Source organism: Saccharomonospora sp. NPDC046836, from assembly GCF_040645195.1.
In the GTDB taxonomy this organism is placed as follows: domain Bacteria; phylum Actinomycetota; class Actinomycetes; order Mycobacteriales; family Pseudonocardiaceae; genus Prauserella_A.
Window position 1 is genome coordinate 96,481 of sequence record NZ_JBEYXW010000022.1, and the last position, 18,191, is coordinate 114,671.

Sequence of the window (18,191 nt, forward strand, 5' to 3'; positions counted from 1 at the left end):
CTTTGGGTAGTCAGCCCGATTCAGCGGTGTGGGTGCGCGTAGAGGCTCCGGCACAGCTCTACGAACTCCTGCGCGCGCCGGGTCAGGCGAACGCCGCGGATCCACGCCACCACGATCTCGAGCGCTCCGACGTCGTCGGTCAGGGAGAGTGCCACGGCTCGTGCCCCGGCGTAGGTCGCCTCGACGGGCGGGCGCTGGTTGAGCAGGGCGAAGCCGTGACCGTGTGCGACGAGCGCACGGACAGTCTCGTAGCCGGTCGTGCGATGCCGGATCTCGGGCTCGATGCCGGCGTCGCGCAGCACCGACTGCAGGTATTCGCGGCTGTGCGGCAGGTCGAGCAGCACCATGGGTTCGCCGGCCAGGTCGGTGAGCGCCACCTTCTTCTTCCGCGCGAGCCGATGATCGGGCGAGACCAGGGCATAGGGCGGCGCGGTGTCCACGACGAGGCGGTCGATGTCGTCGTCGAGGTCGTAGCCGTAGAGCAGTGCGACCTCGCACTCGCCGTTGCGCAGGGCGGCCTTGAGCGCTGAGTGTTCGCCCTCCCGCATCGAGACCCGCACCTGCGGGTGCCGGTTCTCGAACTCGGCCAGCAGGCCGGGCAGCCGGAACGGGGCGAGGGTGGTGAAGCAGCCGATGGTCAGCGGCCCCACCAGTTCGGTGCCGGCCTGCCGGGCGGCTTCGACGAGTTCGGCGCCGTGCGCGAGGAAGTCGAGAACGCGTTGGTGGAACGCCTGCCCAGCGGTGGTGAGGCTCAGTCCTCGAGCGTGGTGGCGCAGTAGGAGCTGCACTCCCAGGTCCCGTTCGAGTTGCGCGATCGCGGTGGAGACGGCCGACTGCGACACCATCAACTCGCGCGAGGCCGCGGTCATGCTCAGGTGCCTGGCCGCGGCTTCGAAGTACCTGAGCTGGACGAGGGTGAAGGATGGTTCGCTCACCGCGTCATCCTGCCGGTGCCGTGGTGGTCCTGCCACAACCGGCCAGCGGTCGCGATGTTCGCTACCGCCCGATAGCCCACCGGGTGCAGGTGGATCCGGACAAGGTCGGTTCCGAGCAAGGCCCGCATGTGGGCGACCATGGGGTGAGTACAGCACCACCCAGGATACGGAGAGCGCATGAGTGCGATCGACTTGCCCGGCGGCACCTTCCAGGTAGCCGACCTCGAGTTCACGCGTGTCGGTTACGGCGCGATGCAGTTGGCGGGAAAGGGGGTCTTCGGTCCACCCGCCGATCGGGACGAGGCCATCGCGGTGCTGCGCGAAGCGGTCGACACCGGTATCCGGCACATCGACACGGCGGACTTCTACGGTCCGCACGTCACCAACCAGCTGATCCGCGAGGCGCTCGCGCCCTACCCGGACGACCTCGTGATCGTCACCAAGGTCGGCGCGGTGCGCGACGACCAGGGTAGCTGGATCCACGCCCGCGAGCCCGAGCACCTGCGTGCCCAGGTGCACGAGAACCTGGTCAACCTCGGCGTCGACGCGCTCGATGTCGTGAACCTGCGCTGGGGTGGGGGTCCCGACGGCCACTCGCCGGTACCCGGCTCTCTCGCCGAGTCGTTCGGTGCTCTCGCCGAGCTGCGGCAGGAGGGGCTGATCCGGCATCTCGGCGTCAGCACCGTCGATGCCGAGCAGGTGGCCGAGGCCCGGTCGATCGCGCCGATCGTGACGGTGCAGAACTGGTACAACGTGGCCAAACGCCGCGACGACGCCCTGGTCGCCGCGCTGAACGAGCAGGGCATCTCCTACGCCGCGTTCTGGCCGCTCGGCGGGTTCAGCCCGCTGCAGTCCGCCGAGCTGGACGAGGTCGCCGCCCGGCTGGAGACGACGCCGATGGCCGTGGCGCTGGCCTGGTTGCTGCAGCGCTCTCCGAACGTACTGCTGATCCCCGGCACCTCGTCCGTTCAGCACCTGCGGGACAACATCGCCGCCGCCGGACTCGTCCTCCCCGATGACGAGCTCGCCGTCCTGGACGGGGTCGCCGACGACGCATGAAGCGATCATGAACGGTCCCCGCTCCGCCAGGAATTCGCTCGTCAGGAAAGGAACTTGTCGAGGGTGATCGGCAGGTCGCGGACGCGGATGCCGGTGGCGTGATAGGCGGCATTGGCGATCGCGGCGGCGGTCCCGACGATCCCGAGCTCGCCGATGCCCTTGGACCCCATCGGGTTGACATAGGGGTCGTCCTCGTCGACCCAGTCCACCTCGATCGCGGGTACGTCGGCGTTCGTGCTGATGTGATACTCCGCGAAGTCCTGGTTGACCACGTGGCCGAACCGCGGGTCGCGGAACGCGTCCTCGTGCAACGCCATGGACAGCCCCCAGGTCATCCCACCGATCAACTGCGAGCGCGCCGTTGCCGGATTGATGATCCGGCCGGCGGCGAAGATCCCGAGCAGCCGGGGCACCCGGATCTCACCGGTGACCTCGTGAACACGCACGTCGGCGAACTGGGCACCGAAGCTGTGCATCGAGTAGTGCTGGGTGTAGGGGTTGCCCGGGTCTTCGGCGGTGACCTCCAGACCGCCCTCCGGCAGCACACCGTCGTGCTCGGACATCAGCCGCTCCCGGAGCGCCACGGCGGCCGCCACGATGGCGGAGCCCCAAGACGTGATGCCCGAGCTGCCACCTTCGACTGATGCCTGCGGCAGCGCGGTGTCCCCCATGCGCAGGTCGACCTCATCGAAGGGGACTTTCAGGGCGTCGGCGGCGATCTGACGCAGCGCGGTCCAGGTACCGGTGCCGATGTCCACGGCGGCGATCCGCACCACGTGCCTACCACCCGGCGTGACCTGGATCGTCGCCGAGGAGCCGGGAAGCCGGACCACCGGAAACGTCGAGGCGGCGACTCCGCTGCCGACCAGCCAGCCGCCCTCGCGCCGAGCCCGCGGGTCGGGGGCGCGGTCCTGCCAGCCGAACCGGTGGGCGCCTTCGCGCAAGCAGGCCACCAGGTTGCGGCTGGAGTACGGCAAGCCTGTCTCAGGGTCGAGGTCCGGTTCGTTGCGGATGCGGAACTCGACGGGGTCGATGCCACAGGCCGACGCCATCTCATCCATCGCCGATTCAAGGGCGAACATGCCGGGCGTCTCGCCCGGCGCCCGCATGAACGTCGGCGGTTGCACATCCAGGGGCACCAGCCGGTGTGCGGTGTGCCGGTTGGGGCAGGCGTACATCGTTCGCGTGCACACGGCGGTCTGCTCGGCGAACTCCTTGATCTTCGCCGTCTCCTCGATCACGTCGTGGCTGATGGCCGTCAGCCTCCCCTGTGGGTTTGCTCCGAGCCGGATGTGCTGCACCGTGGGCGTGCGGAAGCCGACCAGTGCGAACATCTGCTGCCGGGTGAGGGCCAGCTTCACCGGCCGGGGCGTCACCAGCTTGGCGGCCATGGCAGCCAGCACCACGTTGGAGTGCGGTCCCTTCGAACCGAACCCGCCGCCGGTGTGCGGGCAGATCACCCGCACCTGCTGCGGGTCGAGCCCGAACAGTGCTGCCAGCGTCTGCTGAACCCAGTTGACCCCCTGGGTCGCTTCATACAGCATGAGCTCGTCGTCGGTCCAGATGGCGATGGTGGCGTGCGGCTCCAGCGGGTTATTGATCTCGCGCGGTGTCGTGTACGTCGCGTCGAGCGTGACGTGCGCCGAGGCCAGCGCGGTCTGGGTATCTCCCTGGTCGGTGTCGGTATCGAACCACGGGTTGACGTGATCGGGGGCGTAAAGGTGCGGATGGTCGGGGCGGAACTCGGTGTCGTGCGCGCCTTCCGTGCAGTCCAGCCGCACCAGTGCCGCTGCATGGCGGGCCGCTTCCGGGCTGTCCGCGACGACGCCGCCGACGAACTGGCCCCGGAAAGCGATCTCGTCGGACTGCAGGATCGCCAGCTCGGCGTCCTCAGTGGACACCAGCCTCGGCGCGTTCTGGTGCGTGAACACGGTCAGCACGCCTGGCTGGGCGAGCGCCTCCGTGGCGTCCACGGCGGCGAGACGACCGGCGGTGATGGGCGCCTGCAGCGGGTAGAGGTAAGTGGGCCGGTCGACCGGCTGCTCGTAGGCGTAGCGGGCCTGGCCCTTGACCTTGTCCGGGCCTTCGACTCGGGGGATCGACACGCCGACGGTAGGGGTAGGGGTGATCGTGGTCAACGTAGCTCCTCGCCCAACTGATGAAACTCGGCCAGGTCACCCAGCGAGTGCACGATGACGTTGCGCGCGAGCGGAACCTTGAACGCGTTTCCCGGCAGCGGCCGGGCGGCCGCGAGTTCGGCATCGGCGGCCGCCTGGAAGCTCTCCGTGCTCACGCGTGCCCCGCGCAGAGCCTCTTCCGCGATCCACGCTCGCCACGGCTTGTGCGCGACACCGCCGAGCGCGAGCCGCACATCGGCCACGACGCCGTCGGTGACCTCCAGCGCGGCGGCCACCGAGACCAGGGCGAACGCGTAGGAAGCCCGGTCACGCACCTTGCGGTAGGTCGAGCGGGTCATCATCGCCAGTGGCGGAACATCCACCGCAGTGATCAGCTCACCGTGTTCGATCACCGTGTCACGTTCCGGCTCGGCACCGGGCAGCCGGTGGAACTCGGTCAGCGGAATCACCCGCTCACCGAGTGGACCCTGCAGGTGCACCACGGCGTCGAGCGCGGCCAAGGCGACTGCCATGTCCGACGGATTTGTTGCCACACAAGCAGGAGAGCTACCCAGAATCGCCAGTTCCCTGTGGTAGCCGTCCAACGCCGAACAACCAGACCCGGGATCGCGCTTGTTGCAGGGTGTCGTGGTGTCCTGGAAGTACACGCATCGGGTCCTCTGCAACAGGTTTCCACCGGTGGTGGCCAGATTGCGCACCTGTCCCGACGCGCCCGCGAGCACCGCCTGCGACAGCATCGGGTATCGCCGCCGGACCGTCCGGTCTGCGGCCAGCTCACTGTTCGTCACGGCGGCACCGATCCGCAGCCCGCCGTCCGGCAGCTCCTCGATGCGGTCCGAGGTCGCCCGCCGCACGTCGACCAGCGCCTCCGGGGTGGCCACCTCCAGCTTCATCAGGTCCACCAGATTCGTGCCTCCAGCCAGAAATGCCCCGTGCGGTTGCTCGGCCAGCAGTGCGACCGCCGAAGGCACGTCGGTCGCACGCTCGTAGCGGAAGGGCTTCATGGCCGTGCCACCTCCGCGATCGCCGGCACGATGTTCGCGTAAGCGCCGCAGCGGCACAGGTTTCCGGCCATTCGCTCGCGAATCTCCTCGTCATCGAGCACCACTTCCGCGGCGTCCTGGTCCTTACCCGCCGCGCTCGGCCACCCCTCGGCGGCCTCCCGGATCATCCCCACCGCCGACACGATCTGTCCCGGCGTGCAGTAGCCGCACTGGAAGGCATCGTGCTCGATGAACGCACGTTGCAACGGATGCGGCTCACCGTCACCCAGCCCGTCCGCCGTGACGATCTCCGAACCTTGATACGCCACCGCCAGTGCCAAGCAGCTCAACGCCCGGCGGCCATCCAGCAGGATGGTGCAGGCACCGCATTGCCCGTGGTCACAGCCTTTCTTCGGGCTCGTGATCCGCAGCCGCTCGCGGAGGGCGTCCAGCAGAGTCGTACGCGTGTCCACCACCAATCGGTGTCGTGTCCCATCCACCCAGAGCGTGATCTCGGCTTCCATCTCCGCTCCCTCCGGTTCGTGCGGTGGGGAGCCGCTACGCACCCATGGTCCGGCCTGCGGTATCGCGGAAAAGAGTCGAAAGACCTGCAACACTCGCGTAGTGCGGTTGCAGCTCCTGGCGGACTCCAACATTCTGAGCGTGGACATCGTGATAGGGGCATCCGATGGGGAAGGTCACGCTGATAGGACTGGGGGGCTCCTTGCGGCGAGGTTCGACGAGTCTGGCCGCGCTGCGGGTGGTGCTCCGGGCGAGCGAGGACGCCGGAGCCAACGTACGGCTGTTCGATATCCGCGAGATGGCGATACCGCTATACCAACCCGATATCGAGCCGTCGCCGCGGACGCTGGAATTCGTGGACGCGGTGGGCCACGCCCAGGCAATGGTGTGGTCGAGCCCGATGTACCACGGTTCGGTGTCCGGCTCGTTCAAGAACGCGATCGACTGGCTGCAGTTGCTGGCCCGGCGCGACCCACCGTACTTGACGGACAAGGTCGTCGGGCTCATGACGGCCGCCGGCGGCACTCAAGGGTTACAGGCGGTCAACACGATGGAGTTCATCGTGCGTTCGCTGCGTGCTTGGGCAGTACCGCTGGTCATGCCGGTGGCGCAGGCAGCGCAAGCCTTCGACGAGAACGGCACCCTCCGCGACGACAATCTCGCGAACCAGTTGGCCAACCTCGGTCGTGAGGTCGTCCGCGCAGCGAAGCAGATGACGGCGACCGGTGCCTGCGACTACATGCAGCACCCGATCCCAGTGCCTACCCTGGGATCGTGAACGACAGGAGTTCGGCCGCCGGTGACGGCAGTGTCGAACGCGGAACCCAGACATACAACGTGACCGTCCGTGAATTGACCGGCGCTGAACGCGACCGCGTCTACGCCGAGCAAGCGGTGCGCTCCGCAGGCTTTGCCGACTACGCACGCCAAACTGCTGGAGTCCGCACCATTCCTGTGCTCGAACTCAGGCGGGCATAGCAAGGCGGTGCCCGGCATCGTCAACTTGGTTGACATCTTCCGTTTCGACAGGGCCACCTTCGTGCCGTCAGGTGCTGGCCGCGCTCGCCGACAAAGTCGTTGAGCCAACATTACGGTGAGTGTCTGTCCAGTATCCAACGCGCGATTTGTGTTCGGGAAGTGAAATTCAGTTTCACGAGTATGTGTTCGACGTGGGATTCAGCGGTGCGTTGCGCGACGACCAGTCGTGCAGCGATGTCCTTGTTGCTCAGGCCTTCGGCGATGAGTTCGGCGACTTGGATCTCTCGGCGGGTCAGCGGCGATGGACTCTCCGTATTATCCTGTGCTGGAGCGGCCGATAATGCGGGTTGCGATTTCGTGAGCGCAAAATCTAATGCTTGTTCGTAGGTGAGATGTTTGCCTTCGCGGAAGTAGTCGTCGAATCGCGGTTCGCCGAGCGACTTGCAGAGTTGGGCCTCGGCCAGATTATGGGAAGAGGTCAGAATACCCAATTCTGGTAGCGACACCCCGGCGCGTCGCCAGAGGGTATGGGCAGCACCGAGCAGTCGGGCGGCCCGCGGGCCGGGTTGAGTCGCGGCCGTGACCCAGGCCAGTACTTCCATGACCCAGGGCGTCCCCCACCGGTCCTTGAGGTTATGACAGTGCTGCATCGCTTCGCTGATCAAAGCCGTGGCGGGAGTGAGGTTGCCCAGGCGGAACTGGGCGACACACGCCGTCCACAACGCAAATTCCAGAAAGAATTCGGCCCCTGAATCGCGAGTCATGACGAGAAGTTCCTCGCTGAGGGGTTCGGCGGAGGCGTCGTCGGTCAGGGCGGCACCCATGGCCCAGTTGAGCAATGCGAGCCAGGTTTCGACGGTGTCATGGTGGGCGCGGTGTTCTTCGGTGGCTTGCCGCAGCAACGGAGCCGCTTGTGCGAAGTCTCCCTCCTGCCACAGCGTGATCATTCCGGACAGGTATACAGTGCCCGTGAGAACGGAATCCTCGCCCAACTGTTGCGCCAAGTTCTGGTAGTCCCGCAGCAACCGTGGCGCCTCGGGGTCGCCTTGAAGGCATGCCAGGTGGGTGGCGGCCCACATCGCCCAGGCTCGGGTCAAACTAGGTTGTCGAACACGCTCCAACGCTCGCTCGATCCAGTAGCGGCCCTCGCCCGGTAGCCCGATGGCGAACCAGAAAAAAAGCGTTTGCTTGAGGATTCGCAACGCCGCCGTGGCCTCGTGAGGTTCGGTCAGGCAGAATTCCAACGCTGCGCGCAAGTTGGCTTGCTCGGTGACCAGCCGCATGAGCCAAGGCCCTTGGCGCGGGCCGAACACTTCGGCGTCTGCCTGGGCTGCCAGACCTTGGACCCAGTCGCGGTGTCGGCGACGCAGCATCGTTTCCTGGCCGCTCTCGCCCAGCCGTTGGATGCCGTACTCGCGAATGGTGTCGAGCATCCGATACCTGGCCGGCGAAGCGTGTTCTTCACGGAAAAGGATCGACTTGTTGAGAAGTGCGATGATCAGCTTGAGCACGTCGTATTGGTCGTCCCCGTCTTCGTGGCAAACCGCCTCGGCGCCGTGCAGATCGCATCCCCCGGCGAAGACCGACAAACGCGCCCACAATGTCTGCTCCTGCGGCGAGCACAGGTCGAAGCTCCAGTCGATGGCCGCCCTCAGCGTCTGCTGCCGAGCGGGAAAGCTGTGGCGCCTGCTCGTCACCAGACTGAAACGGTTTTCCAGCCGTGATGCCAACTGCCATACGGCTAACGCGTGTAGCTGCGCCACCGCCAGCTCGATGGCCAGAGGAATTCCATCCAGCCGGCGACAAATCTCGGCGACCGCGACGTAGTTGTCAGCAGTGAGCGCAAAACCTGGTGCCGTAGCTGCTGCACGGTCCACGAACAGCCGCACCGCCTCACAGTCTGCGATCTCCTGCTCTGACGTCGCCGCAGGGTCGGGTAGCGACAACGGTGGGACGACAACCACGTGTTCGCCGGCAACGTCGAGTACGTCGCGGCACGTCAGCAGGATCTTCACGCCTGAGGCTCTGGACAACACCGCGCTGACCAGGTCCGCGCACGGCGACAGGAGATGCTCACAGGTGTCCAGGACCAGCAGCAGCTGCTTGTCGCCGAGGTAGTCCACCAGTGATTCCAACGGCGGCCGACTTGACCGTTCGGTCAGTCCGACGGTGTTGGCGACAGTCGTGGCCAACAGCTCCCCGTCCGTGAGGCCGGACAGCTCCACGAACCAACACCCGTCGGGAAAGGCCCGGCGACGCTCGTGGGCGATGCGTAACGCCAACCGCGTTTTCCCTACGCCGCCCACACCCGTCAACGTCACCAACCGTGCACCAGAGAGTGCTCGCTTTACTATGGCGAGTTGCTGGCGGCGGCCTACGAAACTCGTCAACTCGGTTGGAATTGCGCCAACTGCCATCTTGCATCCCTCGGCATAAACGCTAGCACCGCAGGGAAACGTCGGCGCTGCGCCACTTCAACTCGAAGATCCGAAATCCCAGGTCTGCCCAGGTTCTGGTTGTCACCTGACCTGTGATCGGAGTTCGCGGCCGTGCGCTACGGGCGGTTACGCGACGAGCAGGAGCACGCTGATCGTCAGCATCACCACGGCGGTGGCCCCGTGGATGCCGTAAACGGCCGCCTTGGGCCCATTGCTGCGCAACACGATCAGTGCGTCGCCGACGGGAATGCCGGCGGCGGCCAGCATGAACCAGCCCAGCACCTGGGGTGTCGCCGCAACCAGCAAGATGAAGATGAAGACCCCCGAAGCTATGTCGCGCACGGCCTTGACGGACAGCCATGCCCGGAAGTTGCGGTCCTCGGTCGGCGTGTCGGGAATGCCAAAGTCAACTGCGGCCTGCGGGGCCCAAAACGCGCACGCGCCGATGACGATGATGCCTACGCCGATCAGTCCGGCGAGCACGTGTTGCTTCCTCCTCTTGATGACGGCGCCAGTCCCTAGCGGCGCTAGTAGCAGTAGCGACGGTACATTATCGATGACAGGATGCCTAGCGTTGCTACGATGTCGTCATGTCCGCCATCAGCGAGCGCCGCGAACGTGAACGCGCCCACCGTCATCAGCTGATCATCACGGCCGCGCGTGAACTCGCGGAGACCGAAGGCTGGGAGGCAGTGACGACACGACGGCTGGCTGAACGTGTCGAGTACAGCCAGCCGGTGCTGTACAGCCACTTCAACGGCAAGGACGCCATCGTGAGCGCCGTCGCCCTGGACGGATTCAGCGAACTCGCCGCCCACCTGCGCCGCGCACGGCAGGCCGCCCGCGAACCCGGACAGGCCCTGCGCGCCGTCTGCCGCGCCTACCTGGAGTTCGCGACCGAGCGACCTGCCCTGTACCAGGCCATGTTCATCCTGCCCACCGACTTGAAGTTCGCGAGCGCCGAGACACCGCCCCCGCTACGGGCTGCTTTCAACGAGTTCGTCAGCTGCTTCCGCCCTGACAACGAGCAACGCGAACTATTCGCCGAAGTCATCTGGAGCGCATTGCACGGCATGGCCGTCCTGTCCGACAGCGGCCGCATCCCTCCGGGCGGACAGGAGGAACGGCTCGACTTCCTCGTCACCCGGATCGCCGACACCCAATGAGGCAGGCCGCGGCCCTCGCAGGCCGAACCGGATCGGGGTAACGTGCTGCGCCATCGAATCCAGGGGAGTGCTTGCCAGGACGGCCATGGCTTGCGGTCACGGCGGCGCCTGCGTGACCCTCTGAGCACGCCCGCGCCCAGCCTCGCACAAGCGCCGCCGCCCGGCGCGCTCAGCTGGTGGCGCGCGTGTAGGTGAGGAACACCGCGCCGCTCTTGAGGACCGTGTGGTCGGCGAGTGTCCAGGTGCGCGGGTCGAAGGCGGCCTTACGGGAGAACAGCGGGATCCCGTCGCCGATGGTCAGCGGGCCGACTTTGAGGATCAATGTGTCGATCTCGGCGTACAGGGAGCCCGCCAGTTCGGCGCCGCCGAGTAGCCAGATGTCCTTGCCGTCCTGCTGCTTGAGCTCCCGCACAATCGCTACCGGGTCGTCGGCGACCAATTCGACGGCCGGGTCCGGGATCTCGGTCAGGGTCCGGGAAAAGACCAGGTGACGCAGGTGGGGGTAGGCGTCGGTGATTTCGGCCGCAAGACCGATCTCGTAGCTGCGCCGTCCCTCGAGCACGGTGTCGAAGTGCGTGCCCCTCGCCGTGACCGACAGTGCCTGCCGGGCCTGGACGGGCAGCGTCTCCGGGTACTCGGTCACGAGGTGCTGTATGTAGTCCTCCGGTATGGGCCAGAAGCCGTTCGGGCCGGTGGGGTCCGCGCCGTCCGGGCCCGCAATGAAGCCATCGAGAGTGGTGGCGATGTAATGGACGAGTCTGCGCATGCCGGTCCCTTCGGTTGGTCAGGCTGTCGCGGTGCGGCCCGGGGCCGCCGGAATGGCGTGCCGGGGTGTGAGCCGCTGAATGATCATGTCATCCACCAACGACGCGAGCACCGTGCCGTCAAATCTCGTGAACATTCGTGCGCAGGCGTTGGCGCCTCGCTGGATAGGTTGGCACGCAACAACAACAGCATCGGCACCGTAAACATCGGCATGCCGATCATCCTCGAGAAGTCGCCGGGTGTTCACGCGTAGCGCACTGCGGTGGTCTGCGAGATCCCGAACACGGTCCCCAGGCATGCACACGTGAAAACGAAGCGGCCGGAGCCAGTGCCGACTCGCTCGCCTTCTGGTCGAGCACTCGTTCCGAGCCGGTACCGGGGCGCCTAACTTGCCGAGATGTTCACGGTTTCGCCGCATGGAGCTAGACAGACCGCACTTTGCGGTCGCGATTCGTCGATAACGTCGGTTTCCCCGAAACTACTTGCAAGGGACGACGATGAACGAGCAGTCCGACCCCTCTACACCCGAGTCGACCGAGGCCGGCGTCGGCCGGCGCCAGTTCATGGCGCTGGGCGGTCTGGGCGCCGCCACCGTGGCGCTCGGCGTCACAGCTCCTGCGGCGTCGGCAGCGCCTGCGCCGGCTTCGCAGACCGCGAACCTGCGTTTCCGGGCGGACGGCACCTACAAGATCGTGCAGTTCAACGACACCCAGGATGACGAGCGCATCGACCGCCGCACCCTGGAGCTGATGAACGCCGTGCTGGACGACCAGCGGCCCGATCTGGTCATCCTCAACGGCGACAACATCACCGGCGGCTGCGACACCGAGCTGGAGATGCTGCAGGCGATGAACAACATCGTGCAGCCGATGGAAGAACGAAGGATCCCGTGGGCCATCACCTACGGCAACCACGACGAGGACTCCACCGAGAAGGGCGGCCTCGACGAATCCGACATGCTGAAGTTCTACCGGTCCTACGCCCACAATGTGAACGAGCTCGGCCCGCGCGGCGTCACCGGTACCGGCAACATGAACCTGTTCGTCCACGGCTCACGGGGCAACAAGCCGAAGTTCAACCTGTGGCTGCTGGACAGTGGTCGGTACGCGCCGGACAACATCGCCGGGCAGAACTTCGCGGGCTACCCGACCTGGGACTGGCTGCGGATGGACCAGGTCGCCTGGTACTTCCAGCGGTCGGTGGAGATCGAGCGCCAGGTCGGCCGGAAGGTGCCGGGTCTGATGTTCATCCACATCCCGTTGTGGGAGTACCGCTTCATGTGGTTCGGCAGCGTCGACGGGCGCACCGACGCCGACCACGCGCGCGGTGTGGCCCGGCACGGCATCGTCGGCGAGCGCAACGAGGCCGAATGCCCCGGGCCGTTCAACAGCGGCATGTTCAATGCGATCCTCACCCGCGGTGACGTCAAGGGCGTGTTCTGCGGGCACGACCACGTCAACACCTACCACGGCGACTACTACGGCGTGCTGCTCGGTTACGCCGGCAACACCGGCTTCGGCACCTACGGGCTGTCCGGTGCCGAGCGCAACCGGCTGCGCGGGGCGCGTGTCTACACCCTGAACGAGAACACCGAGAACGTGCTGGACAGCACTTACATGGTCTTCGCCAAGGACTACGGCATCGACCTGACCGCGAACGACCAGAGCATCGACCCGATGCCGCTGCCGTCCTGATCGGACACCCCGGGCTGCTGGACATCGTTCCGGCGGCCCGGGGTCGGGAACCACCTCGTCGAGAGTTCGGCACCCTGGTGACCTGTTCAACTGCAGTCACCGGGTGTCAACTCCTTTTCCGGAGCAACCTCAACCCGGCGGACCCGACGATGTCCGGCGAGATCCACCGCGTCGGCGCAGCAGTGCTGTTCACCAGTCTGCCGTTGGCCGCGTGGGCGTTGAGCACGAGGCTGCGGGCCGAGCCTCGCTGGCTTGCTGTGGCGCCGGCGGTTCGGCACGGCGCGATCGCCGGGGCCATGACCGCAGCGGCGTTCGGCACGGCGCAACTGGTTGGGTGGCTGCCGGCCGGCCTGCTGCAACGCGTCGCGCTGTTCGCGGAGTTCCTGATCATCGCCACCGTGGCGATCGCACTGCGGCGGGCCGTCCGATGACCGCGCTCGCTGTCGCCTGCGCCCTGCTCGCCGCAGTCCTGTTTGCAATGGCCGCCATCCGGCAACACGCCGAGGTCACCGACCTGGCCGTCGGCGGCAGGCCGGGACTGCGCACGCTGGCCCGGTTGCTGCGATCGCCCGGTTGGTGGACGGGCACGACGTTCGCCGTCGGCGGCGGTCTGCTCCATGTCATCGCCTTGGCCTTGGCCCCAATCATGGTCGTCCAGCCGCTCGGGGTGTTCAGCCTGGTTCTGACCGTCGTCTTTGCGGGGAGGGTTCGCAATCGCCGGGTGCTGATCGCGATCGTGCTCGTCGTGGCCGGCGTCACCGGCTTCGTGACGCTCGCGGCGTTCGCCGCTCCGGCCGCATCGATCACCGTGGGCGCGGCCGAAGCGGCGGCCGTGACCGGTTTCGTGATCGCCGCGGTTGTCTGGTTCACGCGGGCCGGCTGCTTCGTGTTGGCCGCCACGGCAGCTGTCCTGTTCGGAATCGGCTCGGCCGTGGTGCACGCCGCCCTGTCCCAGTCCCCAGGTGTCGCGGTCTTGCTCGGTGGCCAGACCCTGCTGCTGATGGGCGCCGGCGGGGTGCTCCTGCACCGCGCCTACGCCGCCGGGCCCACCGCCGTCGTCGTCGGCACCGCGACCGTCCTCGATCCGCTCACCGCCGTCGTCGTCGCACTGGCCTATGGCGACGTCCCCAATCTGACCGCTGCTGTCGCGGTCCCCGCGGTCGTCGCCGCCGTGGCCGCCTTCGCCGGCGTGCGTGTGCTCGCCGGCGCCGTCCCGCAAGCCCGTTCCCGAGCCAAGGAGAACCCCGTGCCCGAGCACCCGTCCGGCCTTCGCGTTCTGATCGGCGCCGACACCTTCCCCCCGAACATCAACGGCGCGTCGTTCTTCGCCGAACGCTTGGCCAGGGGACTTGCCGGCCGCGGCCACGAGGTCCACGTCCTCTGCCCCTCCGCAGACGGACCCGCGTGCATCGAGCGGCGCCACGGCTACACCGTCCACCGGATCCGCTCCCGGGCCATCCCGTTCCACGGCGACTACCGATTCTGCACCCCCGCCGGCGCCAGGAAGTCCCTCGGCGGGATTCTGGACCAAGTCCGTCCTGACGTCGTGCACGTCCAAGCCCACTTCGGGGTCGGCCGTGCCTTACTCGAAGTGGCGGCCGAACGGCGGATCCCCCGCATGGCCACCAGCCACTTCATGCCGGAGAACCTGCTCGGCTACACCCCGTTTCCGCGGCGGGTGAAGGACGCGATCGCTCGATGGGCATGGCGCGACCTCGTGCGTGTCTACCGCGACGCAACAATCTTGACCACCCCCACCCCGCGCGCGGCCGAGGTGCTCACGAGAACTGGGCTCCATCAGCCGGTGCAGGTCGTGTCCTGCGGGATCGATGTCGCGCACTACGCTGCACCGTCGATCCGCCCGGTGGGCCGTTCGATGTCGGTGCTGTTCGTGGGCCGGCTGGACACGGAGAAGAACGTCGATCAGTTACTGCGCGCCCTTGCCCCGCTGCCGCACGTCCGCGCGGACATCGTCGGCGACGGCACCCTGCGGCCGGAGCTGGAGGCGCTCGCAGCGAAGGTGGGTGTCGCGGGCCGCGTGACTTTTCACGGGTTCGTCCCCGACGCCGACCTCGTCCGCAGGTACGCCGAAGCCGACGTCTTCTGCATGCCCGGCACGGCCGAACTACAGAGCCTCGCCACGATGGAAGCGATGGCCGCCGGCCTGCCCGTCATCGCCGCCGACGCGCTTGCCCTGCCGCATCTGGTGCATCACGGCGTCAATGGCTACCTGTTCGAGCCGGGTGCGATCACCACCATCTCCCACCGGATCGCCGAACTGGCCGCCGATCCGCGCGCTCGGCCCGGATGGGCGAGGAGTCCCGGGCCATCATCGCCCGCCACGACATCAATGGCACGCTGGCAACTTTCGAGGCGCAGTATCGGATCCTGCTCGGCCTGCCCGCAGCGTCCGCGATCGGCCAAGCTGCTTAGCTCACACCTTCGCCACCGACTCGTGTCGCGCGATGTCCTACCAGAGTTGGACAGGCGTCGCGTCGATCAGGGGATGAGTTGGGCGTTACATGCCTCGGGTGAAGTCAGGCGGAATCACGACGTCGTCGGTTGTGAGGTCGTGGATCGATTCCTTGCCGAGTCCGTACAGGGTTCGGTCGATGCCTTGGCGCAGGATTTCCAGGACATTGTGGACACCGCGTTCGCCGTTGGCGGCCATACCCCACAGGTAGGCGCGGCCGATCATGACGGCCTTGGCGCCGAGGGCAACGGCTTTGACCACATCGGAGCCGCGGCGGATGCCGCCGTCGAGCAGGACCTCGATCTGGTCACCAACTGCGGCTTTGACGCCGGGTAGGGTGCGGATGGCCGCTGGTGTTCCGTCGAGGTTGTTGCCACCGTGGTTGGACACAGAGATCGCGGAAGCACCGATGTCGACAGCGCGCCTGGCGTCGTCGGGTCGGTAGATCCCCTTGATCATGAAGGGGCCGTCCCACTGCTGACGCAGCCATTCGAGGTCATCCCAAGAGGGAGGCGGAGAACCCATCCACTCGCCGTAGGCGCCAAAGAACGTCGGGCCGGTCTCGCCGACTGCGGCCAGATTGGGTGTGGTGAGATCCGGAAGGCGTCCTGAGCGGACATAGCGGGCCAGCCATCCCGGCCTGGTCAGCACCTGTGGTGCGAACGTGACGGCGGCCTTGAGGTCTACCTTCTCGGGAATTGGTGGGGCGCCCCAGTCTCGCGCTGTACTGAAGATCCAGTCCAATGTGACGATGAGGCCCTTGGCACCGGCGCGCTTGGCGCGGTCGAGTCGGGCGAGCATGCTGTCGCGGGAGCCCTGCCAGTACACCTGGAAGAAGACCTTGTCATTCGCGGCAACGACGTCCTCGATCGGTTTCGAGGCAAAGGAACTCAGTCCGATCGCTGTGCCTGACGCTGCCGCGGCACGGGCAACGGCGACCTCGCCGCCAGGATCGACGGCTTGCACTCCGGTAGGAGAGCACACGACCGGCAGGGAGATGTCCTGGCCGAGCACGCTCGTGGCCAGTTCGCGCGTGGCCGGCAGATCTGCGATCCGAGGCCGCAGGCCGAGTTCGGCAAAGGCGGCGGTGTTGTCGGCGAGGGTGGTGCCGGCCTCGGAACCGGCGTGCAGCGCGATGAACACCGACTTGGGCACTCGCTTGCGGGCCCGCTCGCGGGCCTCGGCTACGGTTTCGAACCAGTCCTTAGTGCTCGCCATCAGTCAGTTCCTTTCGACTAAAGCAGCTCGTCGATCATCGCCTTGCATTCCTCTGTGGACAGCTAGCGGGGGTCGCGGCGATCAGTAGACACCGCACATGCCGTCTATCGAGACTTCCTCGACGAGCAGGTCCTCTTCGACGGTGACCTCGGTGGCGGCGCCGTTGTCTTCCACGGTCATCACTCCTCGCTGAGTCAATACGACGGACGTCAGCATAATGGCACTCGGTGTCAAAATGGAAGGGGCGGCCAGCGTCTTGTGAAGGGCGGCGGCACGAACGTGGGCGCCTACTTGGCGTGCTGTCGGCGTACCATCTCGGTGATCCAGGTGGGCGCGAACGGGGACGTGCAGTTCGGGGAAGTCGGGTAGTCCTTGAGTACCTGCAGACGCTCACCGATGTCGATTGCGCGGGCGCGGTGCTCGGCGTGATCGATCCCGATCTGGGCCAGACAGTTGTTCATCGCCCACTGCAGGCGATCCGGGGCGTCTTTCATCCCCGCCTCGACGACGTCGAGCAGCCCCGCAAGGTCGAGGCCCTCGGGCTTCTTCGCCACGCGTTCGGTGGTCAGCGCCCAGCCGGCACTCGCGACCACTGGATCCGGATCTGCGTACCAGGTCAGGCGCAGCTCTTCGGAGTACGCGTTCTTCTTCACCACGTAGTTCACGAGCCAGTCGTGCACCTTGGGGGTGCGCGCCTCACGCAACATGACGTCCAACTCGTCACGCTCGAACGCCTTCGGGCGGCAGATCAGGATCGCCAGCAGTCTCGCCGCGGTGTCAGCCGTCTCCCACAGCTGGCGCGCGAGTTCCTGCCGTGTCTTCAGCCGCTTCGCGAGCGCCCGCAGCTTGCTGAGGTTCACACCGTGGTCGTCACCGTGTTTCTCGTTCACCTCGCGTATCCTCGGGTCCTCGAGCGCGGCCAGCTCGGCCATCACCTCGGCCACCTTCGTCTCGACCACCTCAGCCACGTCAGCCTCCTGTCCAGTCACTGATGAGATTCAGCCTACGAGTAAACGTTCAGCTTCTTCCCGGAGCATGTCGGCTTCTGGGGAAGGTCCCGGTCGGGTCACCGATCCGGCCGTGGATACGAGAGGCCGCCGTGAAACCAATTCAGGCGGGCGGATCGCCCGGTGCCGGGGTCTGCGCCCGACGTTCCTGCTGCGCTTCGATCACCGCACGATTTCGGTGTGCCTCGGGGTACCCCCATATCTCCTCGATGGGACCCAAAAGCCCGGCGCCGACACCGCGACGGCGCACACGGGACGCCAGCCACGGCAATCCCGCCAAGGGCAGGCCGAAGACGGCCAAGATCAGTAACAGTCCCACCAGCTCACTCATATCGTCAATTCTATCTGCGCGGGACGGCTTCTTCGGCCGAACTACGCGCCTCGCGTAATCGTCTTACGCCCCGCACTCCTCGGAGATCGCCCGAACGGTCTTGAATCATTGTTGCCAGCCGAAAGGACGACCCTTGTCGAACACATGTTCGAGTCTTGTGCTACACTGGATGCGTGATCGGGAACGCGATCCCCGAGTCTTCGTTGGGGGATAAGGAACTTGTCGACGGCCTGCGGGAGTTGGAGCAGGGTCGTCGGGAGAGCTATGCCCGGGAGTTGGCGTTTATCGCGGAGATCGATGCCCGTGGCGTGGCCGGGACACTGGGATATGTCGGCGTGGGTGGGCTGGTGCGGGAGATGTTCAACCTCAACCCCGCTGACGCTCGTCGTATGGTCGCCCACGCCCGGGCGCTTACTCCCTCGGTCAGTACCTCTGGTGCGCCGATGCCGGCGGAACTGCCGGTGGTCGCGGGCACCTTACGTGA

The 18,191-nt window shown here is 66.6% G+C and carries 19 protein-coding genes and 1 pseudogene; 8 read left to right on the plus strand and 12 right to left on the minus strand.

Annotated elements, in window-relative coordinates:
- Window positions 1–20 precede the first annotated feature (20 nt).
- Window positions 21–935, minus strand: a complete 915-nt coding sequence (locus tag ABZ863_RS23690; RefSeq protein WP_358539350.1) for a LysR substrate-binding domain-containing protein — start codon at window positions 933–935, stop codon at window positions 21–23.
- A complete protein-coding gene (locus tag ABZ863_RS23695) occupies window positions 932–1,063 on the minus strand; it encodes a hypothetical protein (RefSeq protein ID WP_358539352.1) in 132 nt (43 codons plus the stop codon). The genes ABZ863_RS23690 and ABZ863_RS23695 overlap by 4 nt, the downstream gene beginning before the upstream one ends.
- Window positions 1,064–1,112: 49 nt before the next feature.
- Between ABZ863_RS23695 and ABZ863_RS23700 the strand changes: the two genes are divergently transcribed.
- Window positions 1,113–1,994, plus strand: a complete 882-nt coding sequence (locus ABZ863_RS23700) for an oxidoreductase (RefSeq protein WP_358539354.1) — start codon at window positions 1,113–1,115, stop codon at window positions 1,992–1,994.
- A gap of 41 nt (window positions 1,995–2,035) precedes the next feature.
- Here the strand turns inward: ABZ863_RS23700 and ABZ863_RS23705 are convergent, their stop codons facing one another.
- Genes ABZ863_RS23705 through ABZ863_RS23715 form a run of 3 tightly spaced genes read right to left on the minus strand, consistent with a single transcriptional unit; the run spans window position 2,036 to window position 5,639 of the window.
- Window positions 2,036–4,132 carry a xanthine dehydrogenase family protein molybdopterin-binding subunit gene (locus ABZ863_RS23705; RefSeq protein ID WP_358539357.1) on the minus strand — a complete coding sequence of 699 codons (2,097 nt, stop codon included), beginning with the start codon at window positions 4,130–4,132 and terminating at the stop codon, window positions 2,036–2,038.
- Window positions 4,129–5,136 carry a xanthine dehydrogenase family protein subunit M gene (locus ABZ863_RS23710; RefSeq protein WP_358539358.1) on the minus strand — a complete coding sequence of 336 codons (1,008 nt, stop codon included), beginning with the start codon at window positions 5,134–5,136 and terminating at the stop codon, window positions 4,129–4,131. Before ABZ863_RS23710 ends, ABZ863_RS23705 begins: the two co-directional genes overlap by 4 nt.
- A complete protein-coding gene (locus tag ABZ863_RS23715) occupies window positions 5,133–5,639 on the minus strand; it encodes a 2Fe-2S iron-sulfur cluster-binding protein (protein WP_358539360.1) in 507 nt (168 codons plus the stop codon). The genes ABZ863_RS23710 and ABZ863_RS23715 overlap by 4 nt, the downstream gene beginning before the upstream one ends.
- Before the next feature lie 164 nt (window positions 5,640–5,803).
- Between ABZ863_RS23715 and ABZ863_RS23720 the strand changes: the two genes are divergently transcribed.
- Window positions 5,804–6,415, plus strand: a complete 612-nt coding sequence (locus ABZ863_RS23720; RefSeq protein WP_358539362.1) for an NADPH-dependent FMN reductase — start codon at window positions 5,804–5,806, stop codon at window positions 6,413–6,415.
- On the plus strand, window positions 6,412–6,615 hold the full coding sequence (locus tag ABZ863_RS23725) for a hypothetical protein (protein WP_358539364.1): 204 nt from the start codon (window positions 6,412–6,414) through the stop codon (window positions 6,613–6,615). Before ABZ863_RS23720 ends, ABZ863_RS23725 begins: the two co-directional genes overlap by 4 nt.
- A gap of 110 nt (window positions 6,616–6,725) precedes the next feature.
- Here ABZ863_RS23725 and ABZ863_RS23730 read toward each other — a convergent pair whose 3' ends face one another.
- Window positions 6,726–9,032 (minus strand): LuxR C-terminal-related transcriptional regulator, encoded by a 2,307-nt coding sequence (locus ABZ863_RS23730; protein ID WP_358539367.1) that lies wholly within the window; start codon window positions 9,030–9,032, stop codon window positions 6,726–6,728.
- 147 nt (window positions 9,033–9,179) lie between these two features.
- Complete coding sequence (locus tag ABZ863_RS23735; protein ID WP_358539368.1) at window positions 9,180–9,536, minus strand: DUF4267 domain-containing protein; 357 nt, start codon at window positions 9,534–9,536, stop codon at window positions 9,180–9,182.
- A gap of 107 nt (window positions 9,537–9,643) precedes the next feature.
- Between ABZ863_RS23735 and ABZ863_RS23740 the strand changes: the two genes are divergently transcribed.
- Window positions 9,644–10,219, plus strand: a complete 576-nt coding sequence (locus ABZ863_RS23740; protein ID WP_358539371.1) for a TetR/AcrR family transcriptional regulator — start codon at window positions 9,644–9,646, stop codon at window positions 10,217–10,219.
- Window positions 10,220–10,388: 169 nt separating this feature from the next.
- Here the strand turns inward: ABZ863_RS23740 and ABZ863_RS23745 are convergent, their stop codons facing one another.
- A complete protein-coding gene (locus ABZ863_RS23745) occupies window positions 10,389–10,985 on the minus strand; it encodes a dihydrofolate reductase family protein (protein ID WP_358539373.1) in 597 nt (198 codons plus the stop codon).
- A 496-nt stretch (window positions 10,986–11,481) separates the two neighbouring features.
- Between ABZ863_RS23745 and ABZ863_RS23750 the strand changes: the two genes are divergently transcribed.
- From ABZ863_RS23750 to ABZ863_RS23760, 3 genes and pseudogenes are all read left to right on the plus strand, one after another.
- A complete protein-coding gene (locus ABZ863_RS23750) occupies window positions 11,482–12,678 on the plus strand; it encodes a metallophosphoesterase family protein (RefSeq protein ID WP_358539376.1) in 1,197 nt (398 codons plus the stop codon).
- Window positions 12,679–12,755: 77 nt separating this feature from the next.
- Window positions 12,756–13,109: a DUF998 domain-containing protein gene (locus ABZ863_RS23755; protein ID WP_358539379.1), complete on the plus strand. Its 354-nt coding sequence runs from the start codon at window positions 12,756–12,758 to the stop codon at window positions 13,107–13,109.
- A 569-nt stretch (window positions 13,110–13,678) separates the two neighbouring features.
- Window positions 13,679–14,920, plus strand: a pseudogene (locus ABZ863_RS23760) (glycosyltransferase); the annotation flags it as partial.
- 276 nt (window positions 14,921–15,196) lie between these two features.
- Here the strand turns inward: ABZ863_RS23760 and mftD are convergent.
- From mftD to ABZ863_RS23780, 4 genes are all read right to left on the minus strand, one after another.
- The gene (gene mftD, locus ABZ863_RS23765; protein WP_358539382.1) at window positions 15,197–16,369 is read right to left on the minus strand and encodes a pre-mycofactocin synthase MftD; all 1,173 of its coding nucleotides are present in this window, start codon (window positions 16,367–16,369) and stop codon (window positions 15,197–15,199) included.
- 81 nt (window positions 16,370–16,450) lie between these two features.
- Complete coding sequence (mftA, locus tag ABZ863_RS23770) at window positions 16,451–16,549, minus strand: mycofactocin precursor MftA (protein ID WP_358539384.1); 99 nt, start codon at window positions 16,547–16,549, stop codon at window positions 16,451–16,453.
- Window positions 16,550–16,656: 107 nt separating this feature from the next.
- Entirely contained in the window at window positions 16,657–17,301 is a 645-nt protein-coding gene (locus tag ABZ863_RS23775; RefSeq protein WP_358539413.1) for a DNA alkylation repair protein, read from the minus strand.
- Between the two features lie 178 nt (window positions 17,302–17,479).
- A complete protein-coding gene (locus ABZ863_RS23780; protein ID WP_358539387.1) occupies window positions 17,480–17,707 on the minus strand; it encodes a hypothetical protein in 228 nt (75 codons plus the stop codon).
- 173 nt (window positions 17,708–17,880) lie between these two features.
- On the opposite strand from ABZ863_RS23780, the gene ABZ863_RS23785 reads away from it, so the two are divergent.
- The coding region (locus ABZ863_RS23785; RefSeq protein ID WP_358539389.1) for a DUF222 domain-containing protein at window positions 17,881–18,191 on the plus strand (311 nt) is incomplete at its 3' end.

Coding starts and splice junctions, on each gene's coding strand:
- ABZ863_RS23695 (WP_358539352.1), bottom strand. CDS start 1,063: ATGCGGGCCTTGCTCGGAACCGACCTTGTCCGGATCCACCTGCACCCG.
- ABZ863_RS23700 (WP_358539354.1), top strand. CDS start 1,113: ATGAGTGCGATCGACTTGCCCGGCGGCACCTTCCAGGTAGCCGACCTC.
- ABZ863_RS23710 (WP_358539358.1), bottom strand. CDS start 5,136: ATGAAGCCCTTCCGCTACGAGCGTGCGACCGACGTGCCTTCGGCGGTC.
- ABZ863_RS23715 (WP_358539360.1), bottom strand. CDS start 5,639: ATGGAAGCCGAGATCACGCTCTGGGTGGATGGGACACGACACCGATTG.
- ABZ863_RS23720 (WP_358539362.1), top strand. CDS start 5,804: ATGGGGAAGGTCACGCTGATAGGACTGGGGGGCTCCTTGCGGCGAGGT.
- ABZ863_RS23730 (WP_358539367.1), bottom strand. CDS start 9,032: ATGGCAGTTGGCGCAATTCCAACCGAGTTGACGAGTTTCGTAGGCCGC.
- ABZ863_RS23740 (WP_358539371.1), top strand. CDS start 9,644: ATGTCCGCCATCAGCGAGCGCCGCGAACGTGAACGCGCCCACCGTCAT.
- ABZ863_RS23745 (WP_358539373.1), bottom strand. CDS start 10,985: ATGCGCAGACTCGTCCATTACATCGCCACCACTCTCGATGGCTTCATT.
- ABZ863_RS23750 (WP_358539376.1), top strand. CDS start 11,482: ATGAACGAGCAGTCCGACCCCTCTACACCCGAGTCGACCGAGGCCGGC.
- mftD (WP_358539382.1), bottom strand. CDS start 16,369: ATGGCGAGCACTAAGGACTGGTTCGAAACCGTAGCCGAGGCCCGCGAG.
- mftA (WP_358539384.1), bottom strand. CDS start 16,549: ATGACCGTGGAAGACAACGGCGCCGCCACCGAGGTCACCGTCGAAGAG.
- ABZ863_RS23775 (WP_358539413.1), bottom strand. CDS start 17,301: ATGGCCGAGCTGGCCGCGCTCGAGGACCCGAGGATACGCGAGGTGAAC.
- ABZ863_RS23780 (WP_358539387.1), bottom strand. CDS start 17,707: ATGAGTGAGCTGGTGGGACTGTTACTGATCTTGGCCGTCTTCGGCCTG.